22 protein-coding genes are annotated in these 19,942 nt (G+C 65.8%); 8 read left to right on the top strand and 14 right to left on the bottom strand.

Annotation, left to right across the window (positions count from 1 at the left end):
• The first annotated feature begins 112 nt into the window (after window positions 1-112).
• The 4 genes from ACPVPU_RS04130 (at window position 113) to msrB (ending at window position 4,312) form a co-directional block, all read left to right on the top strand.
• A complete protein-coding gene (locus tag ACPVPU_RS04130) occupies window positions 113-1,075 on the top strand; it encodes an ABC transporter ATP-binding protein (protein ID WP_448659693.1) in 963 nt (320 codons plus the stop codon).
• A complete protein-coding gene (locus ACPVPU_RS04125; RefSeq protein ID WP_448659692.1) occupies window positions 1,072-2,319 on the top strand; it encodes an ABC transporter permease in 1,248 nt (415 codons plus the stop codon). The genes ACPVPU_RS04130 and ACPVPU_RS04125 overlap by 4 nt, the downstream gene beginning before the upstream one ends.
• A gap of 191 nt (window positions 2,320-2,510) precedes the next feature.
• Window positions 2,511-3,743, top strand: coding sequence for a cytochrome P450 (locus ACPVPU_RS04120; protein WP_448659690.1), 1,233 nt, complete (start codon window positions 2,511-2,513; stop codon window positions 3,741-3,743).
• A gap of 74 nt (window positions 3,744-3,817) precedes the next feature.
• Window positions 3,818-4,312, top strand: a complete 495-nt coding sequence (gene msrB / locus ACPVPU_RS04115) for a peptide-methionine (R)-S-oxide reductase MsrB (protein WP_448659689.1) — start codon at window positions 3,818-3,820, stop codon at window positions 4,310-4,312.
• A 127-nt stretch (window positions 4,313-4,439) separates the two neighbouring features.
• Here msrB and ACPVPU_RS04110 read toward each other — a convergent pair whose 3' ends face one another.
• Together ACPVPU_RS04110 and ACPVPU_RS04105 are read right to left on the bottom strand one after the other, a co-directional pair.
• Window positions 4,440-4,973 (bottom strand): CHAP domain-containing protein, encoded by a 534-nt coding sequence (locus tag ACPVPU_RS04110; protein ID WP_448659688.1) that lies wholly within the window; start codon window positions 4,971-4,973, stop codon window positions 4,440-4,442.
• 141 nt (window positions 4,974-5,114) lie between these two features.
• Entirely contained in the window at window positions 5,115-7,037 is a 1,923-nt protein-coding gene (locus ACPVPU_RS04105; RefSeq protein WP_448659686.1) for a M1 family metallopeptidase, read from the bottom strand.
• A 274-nt stretch (window positions 7,038-7,311) separates the two neighbouring features.
• Between ACPVPU_RS04105 and ACPVPU_RS04100 the strand changes: the two genes are divergently transcribed.
• Complete coding sequence (locus tag ACPVPU_RS04100) at window positions 7,312-7,863, top strand: hypothetical protein (protein ID WP_448659685.1); 552 nt, start codon at window positions 7,312-7,314, stop codon at window positions 7,861-7,863.
• 44 nt (window positions 7,864-7,907) lie between these two features.
• Here ACPVPU_RS04100 and ACPVPU_RS04095 read toward each other — a convergent pair whose 3' ends face one another.
• Window positions 7,908-8,642: an extensin-like domain-containing protein gene (locus ACPVPU_RS04095; protein WP_448659684.1), complete on the bottom strand. Its 735-nt coding sequence runs from the start codon at window positions 8,640-8,642 to the stop codon at window positions 7,908-7,910.
• Window positions 8,639-9,391: an NUDIX hydrolase gene (locus ACPVPU_RS04090; protein ID WP_448659683.1), complete on the bottom strand. Its 753-nt coding sequence runs from the start codon at window positions 9,389-9,391 to the stop codon at window positions 8,639-8,641. The genes ACPVPU_RS04095 and ACPVPU_RS04090 overlap by 4 nt, the downstream gene beginning before the upstream one ends.
• 182 nt (window positions 9,392-9,573) lie before the next feature.
• Between ACPVPU_RS04090 and ACPVPU_RS04085 the strand changes: the two genes are divergently transcribed.
• Entirely contained in the window at window positions 9,574-10,137 is a 564-nt protein-coding gene (locus ACPVPU_RS04085) for a hypothetical protein (RefSeq protein WP_448659682.1), read from the top strand.
• 536 nt (window positions 10,138-10,673) lie between these two features.
• Window positions 10,674-11,108 (top strand): SRPBCC family protein, encoded by a 435-nt coding sequence (locus tag ACPVPU_RS04080; RefSeq protein ID WP_448659680.1) that lies wholly within the window; start codon window positions 10,674-10,676, stop codon window positions 11,106-11,108.
• Here the strand turns inward: ACPVPU_RS04080 and ACPVPU_RS04075 are convergent.
• The 10 genes from ACPVPU_RS04075 to ACPVPU_RS04030 all read right to left on the bottom strand — a co-directional run bounded on the left by ACPVPU_RS04075 (window position 11,098) and on the right by ACPVPU_RS04030 (window position 18,531).
• The gene (locus ACPVPU_RS04075) at window positions 11,098-11,454 is read right to left on the bottom strand and encodes a HesB/IscA family protein (RefSeq protein ID WP_448659678.1); all 357 of its coding nucleotides are present in this window, start codon (window positions 11,452-11,454) and stop codon (window positions 11,098-11,100) included. The genes ACPVPU_RS04080 and ACPVPU_RS04075 overlap by 11 nt on opposite strands.
• Window positions 11,454-11,933 (bottom strand): SUF system Fe-S cluster assembly protein, encoded by a 480-nt coding sequence (locus ACPVPU_RS04070; RefSeq protein ID WP_448659677.1) that lies wholly within the window; start codon window positions 11,931-11,933, stop codon window positions 11,454-11,456. Before ACPVPU_RS04070 ends, ACPVPU_RS04075 begins: the two co-directional genes overlap by 1 nt.
• Window positions 11,934-11,943: 10 nt before the next feature.
• Entirely contained in the window at window positions 11,944-13,155 is a 1,212-nt protein-coding gene (locus ACPVPU_RS04065) for a cysteine desulfurase (protein ID WP_448659676.1), read from the bottom strand.
• Window positions 13,152-13,898 carry a SufB/SufD family protein gene (locus ACPVPU_RS04060; protein ID WP_448659675.1) on the bottom strand — a complete coding sequence of 249 codons (747 nt, stop codon included), beginning with the start codon at window positions 13,896-13,898 and terminating at the stop codon, window positions 13,152-13,154. Before ACPVPU_RS04060 ends, ACPVPU_RS04065 begins: the two co-directional genes overlap by 4 nt.
• Window positions 13,895-14,449, bottom strand: a complete 555-nt coding sequence (locus ACPVPU_RS04055) for a DUF7010 family protein (protein ID WP_448659673.1) — start codon at window positions 14,447-14,449, stop codon at window positions 13,895-13,897. The genes ACPVPU_RS04060 and ACPVPU_RS04055 overlap by 4 nt, the downstream gene beginning before the upstream one ends.
• Window positions 14,446-15,189 (bottom strand): Fe-S cluster assembly ATPase SufC, encoded by a 744-nt coding sequence (gene sufC, locus ACPVPU_RS04050; protein ID WP_448659672.1) that lies wholly within the window; start codon window positions 15,187-15,189, stop codon window positions 14,446-14,448. Before sufC ends, ACPVPU_RS04055 begins: the two co-directional genes overlap by 4 nt.
• Window positions 15,173-15,715 carry a hypothetical protein gene (locus tag ACPVPU_RS04045; RefSeq protein WP_448659671.1) on the bottom strand — a complete coding sequence of 181 codons (543 nt, stop codon included), beginning with the start codon at window positions 15,713-15,715 and terminating at the stop codon, window positions 15,173-15,175. The genes sufC and ACPVPU_RS04045 overlap by 17 nt, the downstream gene beginning before the upstream one ends.
• On the bottom strand, window positions 15,712-17,184 hold the full coding sequence (gene sufB, locus ACPVPU_RS04040; RefSeq protein ID WP_448659669.1) for a Fe-S cluster assembly protein SufB: 1,473 nt from the start codon (window positions 17,182-17,184) through the stop codon (window positions 15,712-15,714). Before sufB ends, ACPVPU_RS04045 begins: the two co-directional genes overlap by 4 nt.
• 2 nt (window positions 17,185-17,186) lie before the next feature.
• Window positions 17,187-17,618, bottom strand: coding sequence for an RrF2 family transcriptional regulator (locus ACPVPU_RS04035; RefSeq protein WP_448659668.1), 432 nt, complete (start codon window positions 17,616-17,618; stop codon window positions 17,187-17,189).
• A gap of 67 nt (window positions 17,619-17,685) precedes the next feature.
• Window positions 17,686-18,531, bottom strand: a complete 846-nt coding sequence (locus ACPVPU_RS04030; protein WP_448659666.1) for a helix-turn-helix domain-containing protein — start codon at window positions 18,529-18,531, stop codon at window positions 17,686-17,688.
• A 318-nt stretch (window positions 18,532-18,849) separates the two neighbouring features.
• Between ACPVPU_RS04030 and ACPVPU_RS04025 the strand changes: the two genes are divergently transcribed.
• The gene (locus ACPVPU_RS04025) at window positions 18,850-19,842 is read left to right on the top strand and encodes a quinone-dependent dihydroorotate dehydrogenase (protein WP_448659665.1); all 993 of its coding nucleotides are present in this window, start codon (window positions 18,850-18,852) and stop codon (window positions 19,840-19,842) included.
• Window positions 19,843-19,942 lie beyond the last annotated feature (100 nt).

Raw genomic sequence — 19,942 nt, 5'->3', positions numbered from 1 at the left:
CCATAACCCGAACCGTTCGGGCCGCACCTGTCCAGGCCCTGCCCCTTTTCCTCCACGGAAAATGCAGCGCATCGAATGGTCCGGAGCGAACGGTGGATGAGGAGTAGATCGCTTGCAGAGTTCGCAATACGCCCTCGAAGCGCACGGCCTGGTCAAATATTTCGGGGCGCGCCGCGTGGTAAAGGGCATCGACCTCGCGGTGCCGACGGGCAGCATCTACGGTGTGCTTGGCCCCAACGGCGCCGGCAAGACGACGACGCTCCGGATGCTGCTCGGCATCATCGAACCGGACGAGGGGCATCGCCGCCTGCTCGGCCATGCCGCCCCGCGCGAAGCCAGCGATCAGGTCGGGTATCTGCCGGAGGAGCGCGGCCTCTACCCCGGCATGACCGCGCGCGAGGCCATTGCCTTCATGGGCGCGCTTCGCGGTCTGGACTGGAAAACGGGCCGGGCGCGGGCGGCGGAAATGATGGAGGGGGCGGGGCTTGGCCATGCCGTCGGCCTGAAGATCCGCAAGCTGTCAAAGGGCATGGCGCAGCTGGTCCAGCTGCTCGGCTCCGTCGTCCACCGGCCCGATTTCATCGTGCTCGACGAACCGTTTTCGGGCCTGGATCCGGTCAATCAGGAACGGCTGGAACGGCTGATCCTGGCAGAGCGGGATCGCGGCGCGACCGTGCTGTTCTCCACCCATGTCATGGCCCATGCCGAACGACTGTGCGACCGGCTGGCGATCATTGCGGGCGGCGAACGCAAGTTCGAGGGGACGGTGGCCGATGCCCGTGCCACCCTGCCCTATCGCGCCTTTTACGAACCGCGCACCGAACATGCCGGGATCGCCGCCCTGCTGCCTGCGGATGCGATGCGCGCCGATGGCGGCTGGCGCTTCACCCTGCCGGATGACGGCATCGAACCGATTCTCACCCGGCTTTTGTCCGAAGGGCACGGCATTTCCGGCCTGGCCATCGAACGCCCGACCCTGCACGAAGCGTTCGTCCGCATCGTCGGTGCGCAGGCGATGGAGGGCATTGCCGAGACCGCACCCGAAGAACCCGTCACCGAGGAGACCGGCGCATGAACGGCCTGTCCCGCCTGATCCGCGATGCGATGACCGTTGCACGCCGCGATTTCGTCGCCACCGTCGCCACGCCCACCTTCATCCTGTTTCTGCTTGCCCCACTGTTCATGCTCGGTTTCGGGGCGATCGGCGGCGGCGCTGCGGCAACGGTCGGCAAGAGTTCGGAGGAAAAGCAGCGCATCTATGCCGTGCTGCCGCCGGAGGATGCCCGTGCATTTGCCGCTGCCGACAAACAGGCGCGCACGTTGTTTTCGCGCCGGGACGATACGCCGCCACTCGTCACGGTCGCCCCGGGCAGCGATCCGGCGCGCCAGGCCCGCGAGCTGCTGTTGCAGGAAGACCGCGACGTGCCCGCCGTGCTTTATGGCTCGCTGGCGGCGCCCCGGATCATCCACCGCAATGCCACCTCATCCATGTCGCGCTATCTGGCCTATCTGGCGGAACGCACGATGCGCGACCGGCAGGCGGGCATCGAAACCGCCGTCAGCCGCCCGGAATTTCAGCGCATCCGCCCACAGACAGCGTCGAACAGCGGCCGCAATGCTTCCGCGTTCCTCGGAGTTTTCGGTCTGTTCCTCCTCTCGCTCATGCTGGCCGGGCAGGCCGTCGGGACAATGGCGGAGGAACGGTCGAACAAGGTGATCGAGGTGCTGGCCGCCGCCGTGCCGCTGGAAAGCGTGTTCCTGGGCAAGCTGGTCGGGATGCTGGGCGTGGCGGTGCTGTTCATCGGGTTTTGGGCCACCATTTTTGGCGGGCTGGGGCTGCTGGTGCCGATGCAGGCGCTACCCCCCGAAGCAGCAGCTGCGCTCGGCGAAATCCGCCCCGCTATCGGCGTGCCGCTCTATGCCGCGCTGTTCCTTGCCTATTTCCTGCTCGCCTATCTGATCCTCGGATCGGTGTTCCTGGGCATCGGTGCGCTCGCTTCGACGCAGCGCGAACTGCAGATGATGTCGCTGCCGATTACCGTCGTTCAGGTCGGGATGTTCGGTCTGTCCGCCGCTGCGGCTGGTGCCCCCGGCAGCATGGTGGCGACATTTGCGGAGGTGTTTCCGTTCAGCTCGCCCTTTGCGATGATCGCGCGGGCGGCGAACGATCCCGCCGTCTGGCCGCATCTGGCTGCCATCGCCTGGCAACTGCTCTGGGTCAGCTTGTTCATCGCGCTGGGCGCCCGGCTGTTCCGGCGCGGCGTGCTGCAATCGGCGGGGCCGAAACTGCGCTTCTTTGGCAAGCGGGCGACGGCCTAGATGCGCTGACGTTCATTCAAGCCGTTCGTGTTGAGCTTGTCGAAGCACTGTCTTTTCTTCGGGCAACGGGTTTTGCCGCACGAAGAAGGACAGCCCTTCGACAAGCTCAGGGCGAGCGGCTGAGATAGGCCAACCCTTATTGACATTCGTGTCAATGACTGGCCATCCTCCCCCGATAAGGGAGAGGCAGCATGGCGACATTGGCCGACGCGGCGACGACGGACGTCGATCCACTCGATGTCACCCGCGCCGAACTGTACCGCGACGACACTTGGCACGTACCCTTTGCCCGGCTGCGGGCCGAGGCACCGGTCCATCGCTGCGAACGATCCGATTTCGGCGCCTATTGGTCGGTCAGTACGCATCAGGGCATTGTCGAGGTCGAATCGCTGCCCGACCTCTATTCATCGGCAGAGGGGATCGTGGTCGCCGATCTGGAACCGGGCACCGACATCCGCCTGCCGATGTTCATCGCCATGGACCGGCCACGGCACACCGATCAGCGGCGGACCGTCGCCCCCGCCTTCACGCCATCCGAAATGCAGCGGATGAGCGTCGATGTCCGCCGCCGGACGGCCGAGCTGCTCGACAGCCTGCCGGTGGGTCAGGGATTCGACTGGGTGGACCGGGTGTCGATCGAATTGTCGACGCAGATGCTGGCGATCCTGTTCGATTTTCCGTGGGAGGAGCGGCGCAAGCTGACCTTCTGGTCCGACTGGGCCGGCGACATCGAACTGACCAAGAGCGCCGAGCTGAAACAGCAGCGGCTGGCGCATCTGTTCGAATGCGGCGCCTATTTCCAGCGGCTGTGGCAGTCCCGCGTCGGCAAAGATCCGACGCCCGACCTGATCAGCATGATGATCCATTCCGACGCGATGAGCCACATGGACCAGTACGAGTTTCTGGGAAACCTGATCCTGCTGATCGTCGGCGGCAACGATACCACCCGCAATTCCATGTCCGCCTATGCCTGGGGCCTCGACCAGTTTCCGGTTGAGCGTGAAAAGCTGGAGGCGAACCCGGCACTGATCCCCAACGCGACTCAGGAAATCATCCGCTGGCAGACGCCGCTCGCCCATATGCGCCGGACCGCCACCGCCGATGCCGAACTGATGGGTCAGCAAATCCGCGCCGGGGACAAGCTGGCGCTGTGGTATATTTCCGCCAATCGCGACGAAACCGTCTTCGGGCCGGACGCCGATGCGATCCGCGTCGACCGGGAAAACGCCCGGCGGCACCTGGCGTTCGGCTGGGGCATCCATCGCTGCGTCGGCGCGCGGCTGGCGGAATTGCAGATCAGCGTGCTGATGGAGGAAATGGCCAAACGGCGGCTGCGGGTGAACGTCACCGGCGATGCCGAGCGCGTCGCTGGCTGTTTCGTCCATGGCTATCGCAGCCTGCCGGTCGAGCTCAGCCGCTATTGATCGCGCGGCGGACGCAACCTTTCGGGTGGCCGGAACGAACCTATATGCACGGTATCGCAGCAAGGATTGTCCGCATGACCAGTCGCCGCCAGTTCCTGACCAGTGCCGCCATCGGCGGCGTCGCGCTGACCATCGGCTGTTCGCCCAGCGAAAGCGTCGCCGCGCGCGGCCCGTTCGAGGTAACGCTGAGCGATGCCGAATGGAAGAAGCGACTCGGCCCCGACCGGTATCGCATCCTGCGCGAACAGGGGACCGAACGGGCGTTCACCAGCCCGCTGAATACCGAAAAGCGCAGCGGCACCTTTGCCTGTGCGGGGTGCAAGCTGCCGCTTTATTCGTCGCGGACCAAGTTCGACAGCGGCACCGGCTGGCCCAGTTTCTGGCAGGCGCTGCCCAATGCGGTCGGCACCGAACGCGATCTGAGCTATGGCATGATCCGTACCGAGGTGCATTGCAGGCGGTGCGGCGGGCATCTGGGCCATATCTTCGACGACGGCCCGAAACCGACGGGCAAGCGGCACTGCATCAACGGCCTGTCGCTGGCGTTCGTGCCCGGCAGGGCGGCGTAGCGGGTTCAAACCGCTTCCCTCTTTCGTCGCCCCGGCCTTGAGCCGGGGCTAGGCTTCTTTCGAGATCAAGGCAGCTTTACCCCGACTCAATGCCGGAGTGCCGGAGTTCGTGTAATGTCGGCAGGGTTCAGTCGTTGACCGCGACGATCGTATCGCGCCCGCCATTGCCGGCGGTGGTCACCGGCGCGATGGCATCGGCCTCGGTCATGCCCTTGGGATAGATGAAGCCGTTGACGGGATAGCTGCTGGTGCCCAAGCCGCCGATCGGGCCGTACCACACCTTCACCTGGCTCCAGTCGCCCGCTGCCGATACGTCCACCGCGCGCACATCGCGCTCGACGCCGCCGCGCCGCGACCAGTTGGCATGGGTCAGCAGTACTTCGCGGTCGCTGACGATCCGGGACACCATGGCGACATGGCCCAGCCGCATCTTGCCATGCGACTTGAACGACATGACCGCGCCGACCGCGGGGGTGTTGCCGCGCTCATAGGTGCCGGCGGCCTGCGCCCACCAGGTATGGGCATTGCCGAACAGCTGAACGGCGGAAACTTCGCGGGCAAAGGTCACGCACTGCCAGAACCGCGCCTGTGCGGGCGTCGCCATCATCAGGCAACAGCTTACCAGCAGCGCAAAACGCGCTGTTGCAGCGACCAGCTTCATTAAAACCCCCAGTGCGACCCCGGACTTTGTGAAGCCTAACAAGCATCCCGCGCTTGCGAAGGAAAGGGGGCCGAACCGTTCGTCGGAACCTTTTCCGACGAACGGTGTTTCGGTGGCGACGACTGGTGTCGATGTCGCCGATTATGGCCGCCCGACCACCGCATCCACGCTGTTGGCGGTCACCGAATGATAGCCCGGCCGCGCGCGTGCATAGAGCCGCCGGGCGAATCCCCTCCCCCATTCGCCCTGTTCCATCAGCACCGTGAACAGGGGCAGCACGAACTTGCGCCGCCCTTGGCTCATCAGGAACTGCTCGGCCGACGCCAGCGCCGGGTCATACCGGTTGGCGATGGCAAGCTTCAGCCAGGCAAAGCGGACCTCGCTGTTGCCGCTGTTCGAAAAATCGAACTGCCGGTCCAGCGTCTCCAGCCGCTCGCGCGACAGGGTGCGGGGCAATGCGTCCAGGAACCGGACCTTTTCCCACGTCGTCACCTGCCCCAGCTCGTCGCCGACGGGCACGCCATTGGCAAAGGCGAGCGCTGCCTTGTCGATCGCGGGAAACGCGTCCGACACGATATGCACGGCATTGTCGGGAAGGCCGGGCTGATAGACCCAGCGGTCGAGCTGAAGCTTCTGTTCCAGCGCCGCATCGTCCTTGATCAGGTTGGTGCGCAGGTCCGCCAGAAACCCCTTGCTCGTCTGCGGCTGAAACGCGTGCCGGTCGAAATAGCCGCGCAGATAGCTGTCCCAGCGTTCCCGGCCCACTGCCTGTTCCAGCGTGCGCAGGAACGTCGCGCCCTTGTCATAGGCGACCTGGGTCATGCCGTCGTCCGGATCGCGTTCGGCGGTCAGGTTCAGGTGCAGCTGCGTGTCCGGCCCCGTGCCGCCCGCCGCCTCCAGCGCCTCCTGCATCGCCGTCCACGCCAGGTCGGCCTCCATGTCGGCGCGCCGCTTGCCGTACATCGCCTCCATGATCCGGTTCTCGAAATAGCTGGTGAAGCCTTCGTTCAACCAGAAATCGTCCCAGGTCGCGTTGGTGACCAGGTTGCCCGACCAGCTGTGCGCCAGTTCGTGCGCGATCAGGCTGACCAGCGACTTGTCGCCCGCGATCACCGTCGGCGTGGCAAAGGTCAGCAACGGGTTTTCCATGCCGCCAAAGGGAAAGCTGGGCGGCAGGACGATCACGTCGTACCGGCCCCAGCGATAGGGACCGTACAACCCCTCGGCCGCATCGACGAACTTTTCCAGATCGGCGAACTCGGCCGCCGATGCCTTGAGCGTCGCCGGTTCGGCAAACACGCCGGTGCGCGGTCCCGTGGATTGGAACGCGATGTCGCCCACGGCAATCGCGATCAGATAGGGGGCGACGGGCTTGTCCATGACGAAGCTGAAAGCGCGCTTGCCCTCACCCGCACCCTCGCCCTGCACCATCGCGTCGCCCGCGACATTGCCGTCGGCGCTCATCACCGCGACCAGCGGGTCGGGCACGGTGATGCGCGCTTCCCATGTCTGGCGGATGCCGGGGCTGTCCTGGGTCGGAATCCAGCTGCGATTCAGGATGGCCTGCCCCTGGCTGAACAGGAACGGATGCTGCTTGCCTGCCGTCTGCGCAGGCGTCAGCCATTGCAACGCCGCGGCGCCCGGGGTGGTGGCATAGCGGATGCTGATGCGCCGCGCCTTGCCCATGTCGACGGTCATGGGCGCGCCGTGCACCTTGTCCGCCGCGCCCATGGTCCAGTTCAGTGCCTTGCCCTCGGGGTCGGTCACAGCCTCGATCGCCAGGTCGCGGGTATCCAGGACCACCACCTTGGCATCGTCCGCCGCCTGAATATCCAGGGTCGCGGTACCGTTCAGCCGCCGGGCATCGAAATCGACGTTCAGGTCGAGCGCGACATGCGTCACCCGCGCCTCGGCGGGGCGGGCATAGCTGTGGACGTCGCGCGCCTCCGGCGTCAGCAGCACGGGGGCGACCGTCCGGTCGGCCGCAGCCGGGCTGGACGGATCGCCCGCCGAACAGGCAGCCAGCAGGGCCAGCATCGCTGGCAGGACAAAACGCACCATCATCTACTCCGGGGGAATGGGGTTGCGCGGCAGGCTAGCCCGGCTGACGCTGCTACGCAAAGCCCCGCGCTTTCCAATCACGGCTCCCCCTGCCAGCTTCCGACTGTTCGACGGGCTAAAAATCGGGGCTGCGCGGTTCGTCGCAACCTTTGTTGCAATGCGGCAAGGATTGTGTTCGACTGAATGAACATCGGCAAACGGAGGGTTAAGCAATCCGTTAACCATCCGGGCGCAGGATGCACGGGTCGATGAACCCATGACGGGTAGGAGCTGGGAGATGGCAAGCAGGTCGAAGCCGGCACAAGGTGCGATGACGCTGGCGGAAATGAAAGAGTTTGCGGGGTTCACCGCCGCGACGCAGCGTTATATCCGGCGATCGCTGGATATCGGGCTGGACCGCGACGATGCCCTGTCCCGCTGGTCTCGCGATGTGGTGGAGGCGGCCAGCATCCGTGCCCAGGCCCGCATCTACGACCGGCTGCCCGACCTGCGCGCCGTAGTGCCCGACGACAGCGGCCTCGATGCGGTCGAACCGTTCATGGGACCGCTGATTTCCATGTCCGCCTTCGATCTGGGTCAGGGACGGTTGCAGAGCTTTTCTGCCTATCGCTTCCTGTATGAACGGTTGATCGGTGCCGAATCCCGGCCATGGCTGCCCGCCGCCTTCTGCTCGGCGGCGGCCCTGCCCCAGCTTCACCCGGATCTGCGGCGCAAGCTACTGCAATCGATCAGCGAGGCGGCAGCGACCGCCAGCGGCTGGTCGACCCGGCAGCCGGCATTTTTCCCCGCGTGGGTGGAAAAGGTGGATCACAACGCCCTGCCGAACTGACCCATCCTAACGCCGGTCTGGCGCCCAGCAACCGGGGCAATCATTCACCTGCACGCCCGCCAGCCCATGCCGCCGCGCGCTGCCTGATCCAGGTGGAAATGATCGGCATGGGCGGCATTGTAATCGGGCGACAGGACGGTTGCGAACAGGTCGCACGCCCCGTCCCGTACCTCGCGCAGGAAGGCGCCTTTCGCCCCCGGATCGTCCCAGTCCGCGATCAGACGGACCCGCGTGCCGTCGGACAGGCCGAACCCGGCAACGTCCAGCGCATTGGCGGTGGCATGTTCGCTGAACGCGCCTTCGCTCCGCCCATACATGCGCCGGCAGCTGTAACTGCCCAGATGGTCGATGCGCGCCACCCGGACATCGGCCCCGAAATGGCGGCGCGCTGCGGGTTGCAGCACCTGCCATTCCCACACCACCAGCGCAGCGGCGACGGGACAGGCCATGCCCACCCGCGCCGGGCGCAGCGCCGTCGTGCGCGCCCCGCCCTCGATCAGCTGAACGGCGTCGTCATAGCCGCACTGCCCGTCGCTGACCGGCGGCAACGGCTCGATCCGCACCCCGGCCCGGTCCATCAGCACCTGGCATTGCGGGAAATCCTCGCCCAGGGCGGTCAGCTTGCGCCCGGTAAACATGCCCACCGGCTGGGCCAGGCTCAATTCGGTCCATGGTATGTCCTGCGGGCGCTCTCTTGCCGCTGCGAACAGCAACAGGCCGCCTGCCGCCAGCAGCGCCAAGACGACGATCAGCGTGATGGTCCGCCGCACCGCCCTCATGCCCGCAACGCCGTGGCTGCGGGCATCCGGGTGACGGGATAGCCAAGGTCATCGGGAATGGCGATCCAGTCGCCACCCGCCTCTTGTTCCATCCACGGCGTGATGGTCCGGATCGGCCAGCGCCGCGCCGCTGCCACGGCGGCATCGAAATCCGCATGAGTGGCCAGTCGCTCCAGCTTGCATCGCGTCGGAAAGATCAGCCGCACCACGCCCCGCTTGGCCTGTCCCAGTACCGATGCCGCGCTGGCCCAGAACAGGCGCACATTCTCCGTGCCATCCACCACCGGTTCCGGCGCATCGTCCGGCAACCGCGCGATATAGAACCGGGTGTCGAACACCCGCGAATGCTCGAAATCCGGCCGCCAGCGGGCATAGGGCGTCAGCGCCTCCAGCCGCAGCGCCGCGCCCGAATCGGCCAGCGCCGTCGCCAGCGTCGCTCCGTCCGCCAGTGCCGCGCGGATCGCCGCGACCGTCGCCGGATCGGTCCGGTCGATGCCCGACGCCACGCCCGCTTCCTCGATCGTCTCGCGGATGGCGGCAATCCGAGCCGCCTCCTCCCAGTCATCCGCATCGCCCGTAATGCCGGCCAGCGTCCGGTCGGCCCCGTCCACCCGCCCGCCTGGAAAGACCAGCGCCCCGCCGGCAAAGGCCATTGCGGCAGACCGTTCGACGAACAGCAATTCGGGCGCCCCGCCCGCCACGGCGCGGAACAGGATCAACGTTGCGGCGGGAATGACGGCCTGGGACATGGGATCCTTTATGCTTGCCCAGCACAACCGGAACAGGACCGTTCCGGTTCCGGCGGCGTCGATGCTTTTGTTCGCTTGATCCGCCGACACCCCCCGCGCCCCGTCGATCGATATCGGCTGGGCCATTGATCTTTGCACCGGGCGACCGGATGGGGAATAGGGACAGAAACCGGGGCTGCCGCATGAGCGATTTCGAGTTTGTCTTTTCCCTTTACGGGCTGCTTCTCGGCCTGTCGCTCGCCGAGCTGCTCGGCGGCCTTGCCCGGGTGATCGAGGTGCGGCTGCGCCCCGGCAATGCCATCCGGATCGGCTGGCTTACCCCGCTGCTCGGCATCTTCGTGCTGATCGATCTGCTCTCCTTCTGGTCGGCGGCTTGGTATGCCCGGTCGGTCATCACCGTGTCCGGCGACAGCCTGATGTTCGTCACCTTCTTTGCCGGGGCCTATTATCTGGCGGCGCATCTGGTCTTTCCCCGCGAACCGGAGCAGCTGGCGGATCTGGACGAGCATTATTTCCGGGTGCGGCGGATCGTGCTTGGCGGCTTGCTGATGCTGCTGGCCGCGCAGATCCTGTTCTACTGGATCACGCCGCCGCTCGATGCCGCGTTCCAGCGGCCGGTGGTGCTGGCGATGACCGGCGTGCTGATCCTGCTGATCGGCGCGGCGATGGCGGTCCGGGGGGAACGGGCGTCCCGGATCGTGCTGCTGCTGCTCGTCGCGCGCTATCTGGTCAGCATGTTGTTGTGACGGGGGGTACGGCACCTGCCCCAAAATGAAAGAGGCCGCCGGAGCCCCACCAAGGGCATCCGGCGACCTCCGACATGGTCAGCGGCCGGAGAGCTCCAGCCCGGGAGACCATGCGGACCGCTTCATCGGACCGGCAACCGTTGATTGGGGGAGGATACCCCCCGGATGCCACCACGGACGGAGGGCTTCCGTCCGTGTCCGATGCTTAGCGGCGCGTCTCCCGAACGAACTGAACCGACCCCATTGCTGAACCATGAGACATCGGATCACCTCCTTTCGCTAGTTGAAGCCTAGATGCACCTGCCTGGTGCAGGACAGACAGTGAATCACCGCGAGTCGCAGAACAAGTCTTGTATTCGGGAAAGTTTTGGGCGATTCTCCGCAGCCTTGCCGGTCGGTCGGCAACCCAGCCCTGTCTCCAAAAATGCTGCGCCGCACCCTTGCATTTGTGCAAATGCGAAGGGATAAAGGGCGATGCTTGTCGCTGGCCCCTGTATTCCGTTCCCCCTTGATCCCCTGGGCTTTTGGGCCTGACGATGCCACCGGCGCTCCGCATCACGCTGTTGCGGCGCTTCAAGACCGATATCGACACGATCATGGCGGCCTGGACCAATGCCGTCATGCTGGCACAGTGGTGGACCACGCCGGAACAGCGGGTCCTGATGACCGAGATTGTCGGGCGGCCCGGCGGCGCCTTCCTGATCGTGACGTTCAGTCAGGCCGAGGGCGAGCGGGTCGATCGCGGCCGGTTCCGCGACGTGGTGGCGCGCGATGCGTTGATCATCGACCTGGACGGGGTTCCGCCGCGAACGCTGACGCTGCAATTCTGGGCGGAGGGGGACGAAGTGGAACTGACGCTGACCGAACGGCCCTTTGCCGATCCGTCCGGCCGGGATGCCCGCGAACGGGCATGGGTGGCCGGGCTGGAACGGCTCAGGCTGCTGGTCGAAAACCCGAAGTTCAGACCGTAAAGCTCTCCCCGCATCCGCACGCACCCTTGGCGTTCGGATTGGCGAACACGAACCCGGCGGTGAAATCATCCTCCACCCAGTCCATGGTCGATCCGATCAAATACAGGACGGACGCGCCATCGACGAAGAACGTGCCGCCCGGCGTCTCGATCCGTTCGTCCATCGGATTGGCGGCCGTCACATAATCCACCGAATAGGCCAGGCCCGAACAGCCCCGGCGCGGGGTGGACAGCTTGACGCCGATCGATCCTTCCGGTGCGCGCGACATCAGGTCGGCGATCCGCGCCTCCGCCCGCTCGGTCAGGATCACGGCGCTGGGCCGCTGGCGCGTCGTACTCGTCGTCATCACAACATCCCCAGTTCGAGCCGCGCATCGTCGCTCATCTTGCCCGGATCCCATGCCGGGTCCCAGACCAGGTTCACATCCGCCATCGACACGCCCGGGACGGCACAGACGCGCAGTTCCACCTCGCCCGGCATCGATTCGGCGACCGGGCAGTGCGGCGTCGTCAACGTCATCGTCACGACGACATGGCCGCCATCCGCAACCTCGACATTATAGATCAGGCCCAGGTCATAGATATTGACCGGAATTTCGGGGTCATAGATTTCCTTCAGCGCCTCGATCACCGCTTCGTACAGCGCCCCGCCCGGCTCGGTTTCGCTGACCCCAGCCGGCGCCTGCTTCAGGAACCCGTCCAGATAATCGCGCTTGCGCTCCACCGTCTCGCGCGGGCTTCCCATGGGCATATCGTCCACGCGCGCCTTGGGCGGCGATGCCACCGCATCCACTTCCTCGATGGCGATCGGTCGCTGCTCGTTCATCCGCCAATCCTCACGAAAAAATCCTCGTCACTCGCTCGATGCCGCGGATCAGGGCCGCCACATCGTCCATGTCATTGTAAATGCCAAAGCTCGCCCGGGCCGTCGCCGGCACCTTCAGCAGGTCCATCAGAGGCTGGGCGCAGTGGTGCCCGGCACGGATCGCCACGCCTTCCTCGTCCAATATGGTGCCGACATCGTGCGGATGCACGTCCTTCACCTCGAAACTGACGATCCCGGCGGCATCGTCCGGCCCGATCAGCCGGACAGAATTGAGCTGGCCAAGCGCGCTCCGCGTCGCCGTCACCAGTGCGGCCTCATGCGCATGGATGCGGTCCAGCCCGATGGCATCGACATAATCGATCGCCGCGTGCAGCCCGGCGACCCCGACGATATGCGGCGTCCCCGCCTCGAACCGGCCCGGCGGCGGGGCATAGGTCGTCCCCTCGAAGGTCACCCGGTCGATCATCGCGCCGCCGCCCTGCATCGGCTGCATCGCATCGAGCAGCTCGGCCCGGCCCCACAGCACGCCGATGCCGGTCGGGCCATAGAGCTTGTGGCCCGACAGCACGTAGAAATCGCAATCCAGCGCCTGCATGTCGAGCGCCAGCCGAGGCGCGGCCTGGCACCCGTCCAGCAACAACTTCGCGCCCACGCCATGGGCGATCTCCGCCGCACGGGCGCCGTCCAGCACGGCACCGGTCACGTTGGACACATGCGCCAGCGCAACGATCCGGTGCTCCGGCCGGATCATCGCCGCCATCGCATCCAGATCGATGGCATGATCGGGGGTCAGCGGCACCACGTCGACCGCAGCGCCCGTCCGCTCTGCCACCATCTGCCACGGCACGATGTTGCTGTGATGCTCCAGTGCGGACAACAGGATGCGGTCGCCGGGCTTCAGCACATTCGCGGCCCAGCCATGGGCGACCAGGTTGATCCCCTCGGTCGCACCGCGGACGAAAACGCATTCGTCCGGGGAGGCCGCCCCGATGAACCGCGCCACCCGCGTCCGCGCTGCCTCATAGGCGATCGTCATATCCGCCGAGCGCTTGTACACGCCGCGATGCACCGTCGCATAATCGGGACCATAGGCGCGCGCGATGGCATCGATCACCGCCTGCGGCTTCTGCGCCGTCGCGGCGGTATCCAGATAATGCCAGTCACCGACACCCGGGAAATCCCCCCGCAAAGCCAGCGTTTCCGGCGCGATCAGCGTGCTCACAGCATCGCCTCAAGCCGCGCCTGCGCCGCCTGTTCCAGCGCCTCGCCCGCCTCGCCCGCCGCCGCGAACGCCTCGGCCAGGAACGCCTGCAGCATCAGCCGCTTGGCGATCTCCGGCGGGATACCGCGCGCCGCCATGTAGAACAGGCCGGACTTGTCCAATTCGCCCACGGTCGCACCATGCGCGCACTTCACGTCATCGGCGAAGATCTCGAGCTGCGGCACGGCATTGGCAGTCGCCGTCCGGTCGAGCAGCATCGATTTGACCGACTGGTTGCCATCGGTCTTCTGCGCATGGCGCGCCACCCGAACCGCGCCGATATAGCTGCCGGTCGCACGACCCGACAGGACGGAGCGCACCACCTGGTTGCTTGTCGCTTCCGGCTCGACATGATGGACGTCGGTCACGATCTCCAGCGTCTGCTCGCCCGACCCCAGGATCGCGCCGCCCAGCTCGAAATGGCTGCCACGCGAGAGGCGGACGTTGACCGACAAGCGGGCGTAATCGCACCCAGCCACCAGCGCCTGGACGTTCAACGATGCGCCTTCGCCCAGTTCCGCCTGGATCGCGCGCACCGCCACCCCGTCCACCGGCTCCAGCGCCGGGATCAGCACCGTTCGCGCCTCGCCCGCCGGGACCACGATATGCTCCGGCGCATCCAGTTTCGGCCACACCCGCGCAAGCGCATCCAGATTGGCATAGCGCCACGCTTCATCACGCTTTGTGGGAAGGGTCAGGGTCATGACGGCCGTTTCATGAACAGGAAGGTATAGGCATAGCTCAGTACAACGACCGCGCTGATCGCGGTGGCGACATAGGGTTCGGGCGCAAGCAGATAGGCGGCATAGGCCGCGACCGGCCGCCCGACCGCATGGTGCATCCCGACCGGATCGTCCGCCGCCGAACCATAGGGAATCCACACCAGCGCCATCAGCACCGCGCCGCCCAGCACGATCAGGTTCGGCTCCTGCGCCGCCTGGGCCGCCAGGATGACCAGCGGCCACATCAGCACCACCACCGCCGTACCCTTAAGGAACATCGGGGTCAGCGGATTGCCCGTCGCATCCGGCCGATGCTTTGCCAGCCCGCGCGCCCTGTCGAAGATCAGGCCAGCGGGCAGGATCATCCCGCTGCCGATCAGCACGATGAACGCCACCGTATTCGAGTCGAGCACCAGCGAAGCTGCACCGACGATCAGCCAGTAGACCGTCCCCGCAATCGGCATCGACGTCGAGCTGTTCGCCCGGAAATTGGCTTGCAAATCAGCCAGGCGATGGGTCGCGTCCAGCCTCATGCCGCCACCCCGGCATAGCCTTCGCGCTCCAGTTCCAGCGCCAGTTCCGGCCCGCCGGTGCGTACGATGCGGCCATCGGCCAGCACATGCACGAAATCCGGCCGCACATAATCCAGCAGCCGCTGATAATGGGTGATCAGGATGACCGCCTTGTCGGGCGCGCGCATGATCCGGTTGATCCCGTCGCCCACCGCCTTCAGCGCGTCGATGTCGAGCCCGCTGTCCGTCTCGTCCAGAATGGCCAGGCGCGGGTCGATGATGCCCATCTGCACCATCTCGTTCCGCTTCTTCTCGCCGCCGGAAAAGCCGACATTCACCGGCCGCTTCAGCATTTCCGGGTCCATGCCGATCGCCTGTGCCTGTGCGCGGGCCAGCTTGATGAACTCCGCGCCCGACAACGGCGCCTCGTCCCGTCCCTTGCGCTGAGCGTTCAGCGCCTCGCGCACGAATTGCAGGTTGGATACGCCCGGCACCTCGACCGGATACTGGAACCCCAGGAACAGCCCCGCCGCGGCCCGCTCATGCGGCTCAAGTTCCAGCAGGTCGGTACCCCCGAACGTCACGGAACCGCCCGTCACCTCATATCCGGGCCGCCCGCCTAGCACATATCCGAGCGTGGACTTGCCCGCGCCGTTCGGGCCCATGATCGCATGAACCTCGCCCGCATTCACGGTCAGGGACAGGCCCTTAAGGATGGTCTTGCCGTCAATTTCGGCGGAGAGGTTATCGATCGTCAGCACTGGGAATCTCGCTTCGTCCAAGGGGATTGAGCCGGTCGTCCGGCCGTTGATTGGTGGTGACCGGCCCGATCTGGATGCCCGGCCCCCCGCTTGTGTCGCGCGGCGGCGGGGGCAGCCGTCCCAGGCGGTCCGCCGATTGCGTCTCGCCCTCGCGCAGGGCGGGGCCGGTGGCGGGCACCGCCTTTGGCTCGGGCTTCAGGATCGCGCCGATGGCAACGCCGGGCGGGGGCAAAGTGACAGGCTTGGGCAATGCCGCCACCCGGCCATCGATCCGGTCGCCGCAAAACGTCTCGCCGCCCTCGACGGTCACGCAATCGGGCAGATTGTTGCACGCCCGGTCATCCAGCCGCCGCACGCCCGACGACAGCAGCACGCGACAATTATGCAGCCGCCCGTCGCTGCCCTTGTCGAACACCAGCGCGATCTTGCCCACCGTCGCACTCACGACGATGTCTTCGCCCGTATCAACGGGCGGCGCAGCGTCCTGAACCGTAAACAAGGTCAAGGCCAGCAAGGGCGAAATCACCCCACGCTCCCCTCAAGGCTGATGCCCAAGAGCTTCTGCGCCTCGACCGCGAATTCCATCGGCAATTGCTGCAACACCTCGCGCGCAAAGCCGTTGACGATCAGGGCAACCGCCGCCTCCTGATCCAGTCCCCGCTGCATGGCATAGAACAGCTGATCCTCGCTGATCTTGCTGGTCGTCGCCTCATGCTCAATCTGCGCGCTGGGGTTCCGCACCTCGATATAGGGCACGGTATGCGCGCCGCACTGGTCGCCCAGCAGCAGCGAATCGCACTGGGTGAAGTTGCGCACGCCCTCCGCGCCCGGTGCCACGCGCACCAGCCCGCGATAGGTGTTGTCGCTCCGCCCCGCGCTGATCCCCTTGGACACGATCGTCGACCGCGTCCCCTTGCCGTTGTGGATCATCTTGGTGCCGGTATCGGCCTGTTGCCGGCCATTGGTCACCGCGACCGAATAGAATTCGCCGACGCTGTTCTCGCCGTTCAGCACGCAGCTGGGATATTTCCAGGTGATCGCGCTGCCGGTTTCCACCTGCGTCCAGCTGACCTTGCTGTTGCGCCCCTGGCACAGCGCCCGCTTGGTGACGAAGTTATAGATCCCGCCGACGCCGTTCTCGTCACCGGGATACCAGTTCTGCACCGTCGAATATTTGATCTCGGCATCGTCCAGCGCGACCAGTTCGACCACGGCGGCATGCAGCTGATTCTCGTCGCGCATCGGCGCGGTGCAGCCCTCCAGATAGGAGACGTACGCACCCTTGTCGGCGACGATCAGCGTGCGTTCGAACTGGCCGGTATTCTCGGCATTGATCCGGAAATAGGTCGAAAGCTCCATCGGGCAGCGCACGCCCTCGGGAATGTACACGAACGTTCCGTCGGAAAAGACCGCGCAATTCAGCGCCGCGAAGTAATTGTCGTGCATCGGCACGATCTTGCCCAGCCATTTGCGGACCAGGTCTGGATATTCCCGGATCGCCTCGCTGATCGACCGGAAGATGACCCCCGCCGCCTCCAGCTCCTTGCGAAAGGTGGTGGCGACGGACACGCTGTCGAACACCGCATCCACCGCGACCCGGCGCGGCGGCGTGCCGCCCTCGACCCCGGCCAGCAGCTTCTGCTCCTCGATCGGAATGCCCAGCTTTTCATAGACGCGCAGGATCTCGGGATCGACCTCGTCCAGCGAACCCAGCTTGGGCTTCGCCTTAGGCTCCGCGTAATAATAGGCGTCCTGGTAATCGATCGGCGGGACGTTCAGCTTGGCCCAGTCGGGCGGCGTCATGGTCAGCCAGTGGCGATAGGCCTTTAACCGCCATTCCAGCATCCACTCGGGCTCGTTCTTCTTGGCCGAAATGAAGCGGACCGTATCCTCGCTCAATCCCTTGGGCGCGAATTCCTGTTCGATGTCGGACGAAAAGCCCCACTCGTACTTCTTGTTGGCGGCGGCGATCGCCTCTGCGTTCTTGGTAGCCATGATCAGATTCCGTTCGCTTCAAGCGCAGGAGTGGAGGACAGGGCGGCAAGGCTGATGCCCGCAAGCGCACCGCGCACCGCGCCGTTGACCCGGGGCCAGTGCGGTTTCACCCGGCATTCCGCCTCGACCGCGCAATCGCTGCGGCCATGTTCGACGCACGCAGTCATGGCGATCGGCCCCTCGATCGCCTCGATGATGTCGGCCAGCGTGATGGCGGCCGGCGGGCGCGACAGGCGGAAACCGCCGCCGGTGCCCCTACTGCTCTCGATCAGCCCGGCCGCCGACAACCGGCTGACCAGTTTCTGCACCGTCGGCAGGGGCAGTCCGGTTTCGTCGCTCAGGATGGTGGCATTCAAGCGGCCCGACACGCCGCAATGCCGGGCGGCGGCACTCAGCATGACGACGGCATAATCGGCTTGGGCAGACAGGCGCATTTGCGAGCTATTCTCAAATCGGATCAATTTGTTCCGATTAGGCAGATGGCCCTTTGCCCCCTGTCCGTCAACCCGTGCCGTTGGGGAACACCAGCGGGGCCAGTTCGCCGAATCGCTCCTCGCGCAGGGTCATCGCCAGCACGGGATCCATCTGTGCGCCAAGCGTGCCCGGCGTGTGTCCGGTGAAATGGCGGATCTCGTTGATCATGTGCGGCTGGTCGTAGAAATGGACGGCAACCTCCGACGGGGGACGCCCGGTCGCGATTTCGGTCGCCGCGCGCAGGGTGCGGAACTTGCGCTCCAGGAACTTGGGCGGGCCGCCATAATATCGGTTCACCAGCCGCGTCACCTGTCGCTCCGACATCGGCAATGCCGCGAACAGGTCGGCGACGCGGATCTGGCCCGGCTGGGTCAGCCACTGGCGCACCACCTCGCACACATGCCGGTGGTCGTCGGGCACCGGGTGCAGCTTGGCCCGGCGCAGGATGAACGGCTCGGCCAGCGCCACCATCTCGGCCAGCGTGTCCAGGGTTCGGCACCGCTCCAGCAGTGCCAGCCCCTCTTCGCCGAACAACAGGCTGCCATCGGTCACATGGTCGGCGCGGTCGGCCGCCGACAGGCCGATCACTGCGCCCCATCCGATCGCCCGCAACGATGCCCCAAAACAGTGAAAGGGTCCGTCGACCCGGTAGGATGCGGCCCCCGTGCCCGGCCCGTTGACCATGATCGGCGTAGATTGTTCGACATATCCGCCGGGAAAGGAAAGCGCACCCTGTCCGCTGAGCATGAACCGGATCTGACCCACATCCGCGCGCTCGATGCCCTCGAATACCGGGGAATTGTCCCTGAACAGGTAAAAGACAGATACATACGGCGCCACTTCTGCCGAAGGCAGCGCAAACTCCAGTTGCATCGACCCGAGTTCCCCACTTTTGGACATTAACCTAGTCGGTTCGATTGGTCTTTGCCAGCATCTGACGGTTTTTGTCAGAATGTTTCGCGGAACGATCCGAAACGGATGAAAAAAAGGCCCGGCACACCAAAAAGGGGCCGGGCCATTCAAGTTCAGGCCGCCCTGTTGAAAGGGCCGCCTCGGGTCGCAATTGCCCCTTAGCGCCTAAGCAACAATACGTATTGGACAAAAGCGACAGGGTGCAGCCGCTGCGGCCATTTCGCGACGATTTGACCATCCCGGTTTGACGATGCCGATCGGCAATGCCATCGCCAGGCCATGATCTACCCTGCCGTGCAACGCGCCCTGTTCCGCCTCGACCCCGAACGGGCCCACCGGCTGACCATTGCCGGCCTGGCTCTGTGGGGCGGGCTCGGTGCGCCGCTGGCCCCCAGGATCGCCGGTCGCCCGGTGCAGCTCGCCGGGCTGACCTTTCCAAACGCGCTCGGCCTGGCCGCAGGGGTGGACAAGGACGCAGAGGCCGTCGACGGCCTGCTCGCGCTCGGCTTCGGCCATGTCGAGGTCGGGACGCTGACCCCCCGGCTTCAGGCCGGCAATCCCCGGCCCCGCCTGTTCCGGCTGGTCGAGGATCGCGGCGTCATCAATCGCATGGGCTTCAACAATCACGGCCTCGACGCGGCGCTGCTGCGCCTGTCGGCTGCCCGACGCAGGGGGATCGTCGGCATCAATGTCGGCGCGAACAAGGATTCGGACGATCGCATCGCCGATTATGGCTGGGGTGTCGCCCGCGCCGCGCCCCAGGCCGATTATGTGACGATCAACATCAGTTCGCCGAACACCCCGGGGCTGCGCGACCTTCAGGAACAACCGATGCTGGGCGAGCTGATCGCGCGCTGCGATGTCGCCCGCCAGCTGCCGGGCGGCATCCGGCGCCCCCTGTTCCTGAAGATCGCACCGGATTGCTCGCGCACGCAGATCGACGGCATCGCCCGTGCCGCGATCGACGGCGGCATCGACGCGCTGATCGTCGGCAATACGACTGTCAGCCGGCCCGACGGCCTGACATCGGCCGGTGCCGACCAGGCGGGCGGCCTTTCCGGTGCCCCGCTGCGCGATCTGGCGCGGCAGAAACTGGCCGAAGTGCATCAGGCGACGGGCGGCGCGCTCCCGCTGATCGCCGTTGGCGGCATCGATTCGGCGGACGAGGCGCAGCGGCGGCTGGATGCGGGGGCATCGCTGGTCCAGCTCTATTCGGCACTGCTGTTCCACGGACCCGGCCTTGCCGCCCGCATCGTTCGCGGCCTCGACTGATCGCCGCGCACGATTACTATCGCCACATCAATCGTTTTGAACGATCAATTCGCGCACCCTAATTGCGGATCGAAGCGGTCGCTGGACCGTTGGTCCGGGA

This window comes from Sphingomonas paludis, from assembly GCF_053502515.1.
This window is presented reverse-complemented; position numbering and strand designations above follow the sequence as displayed.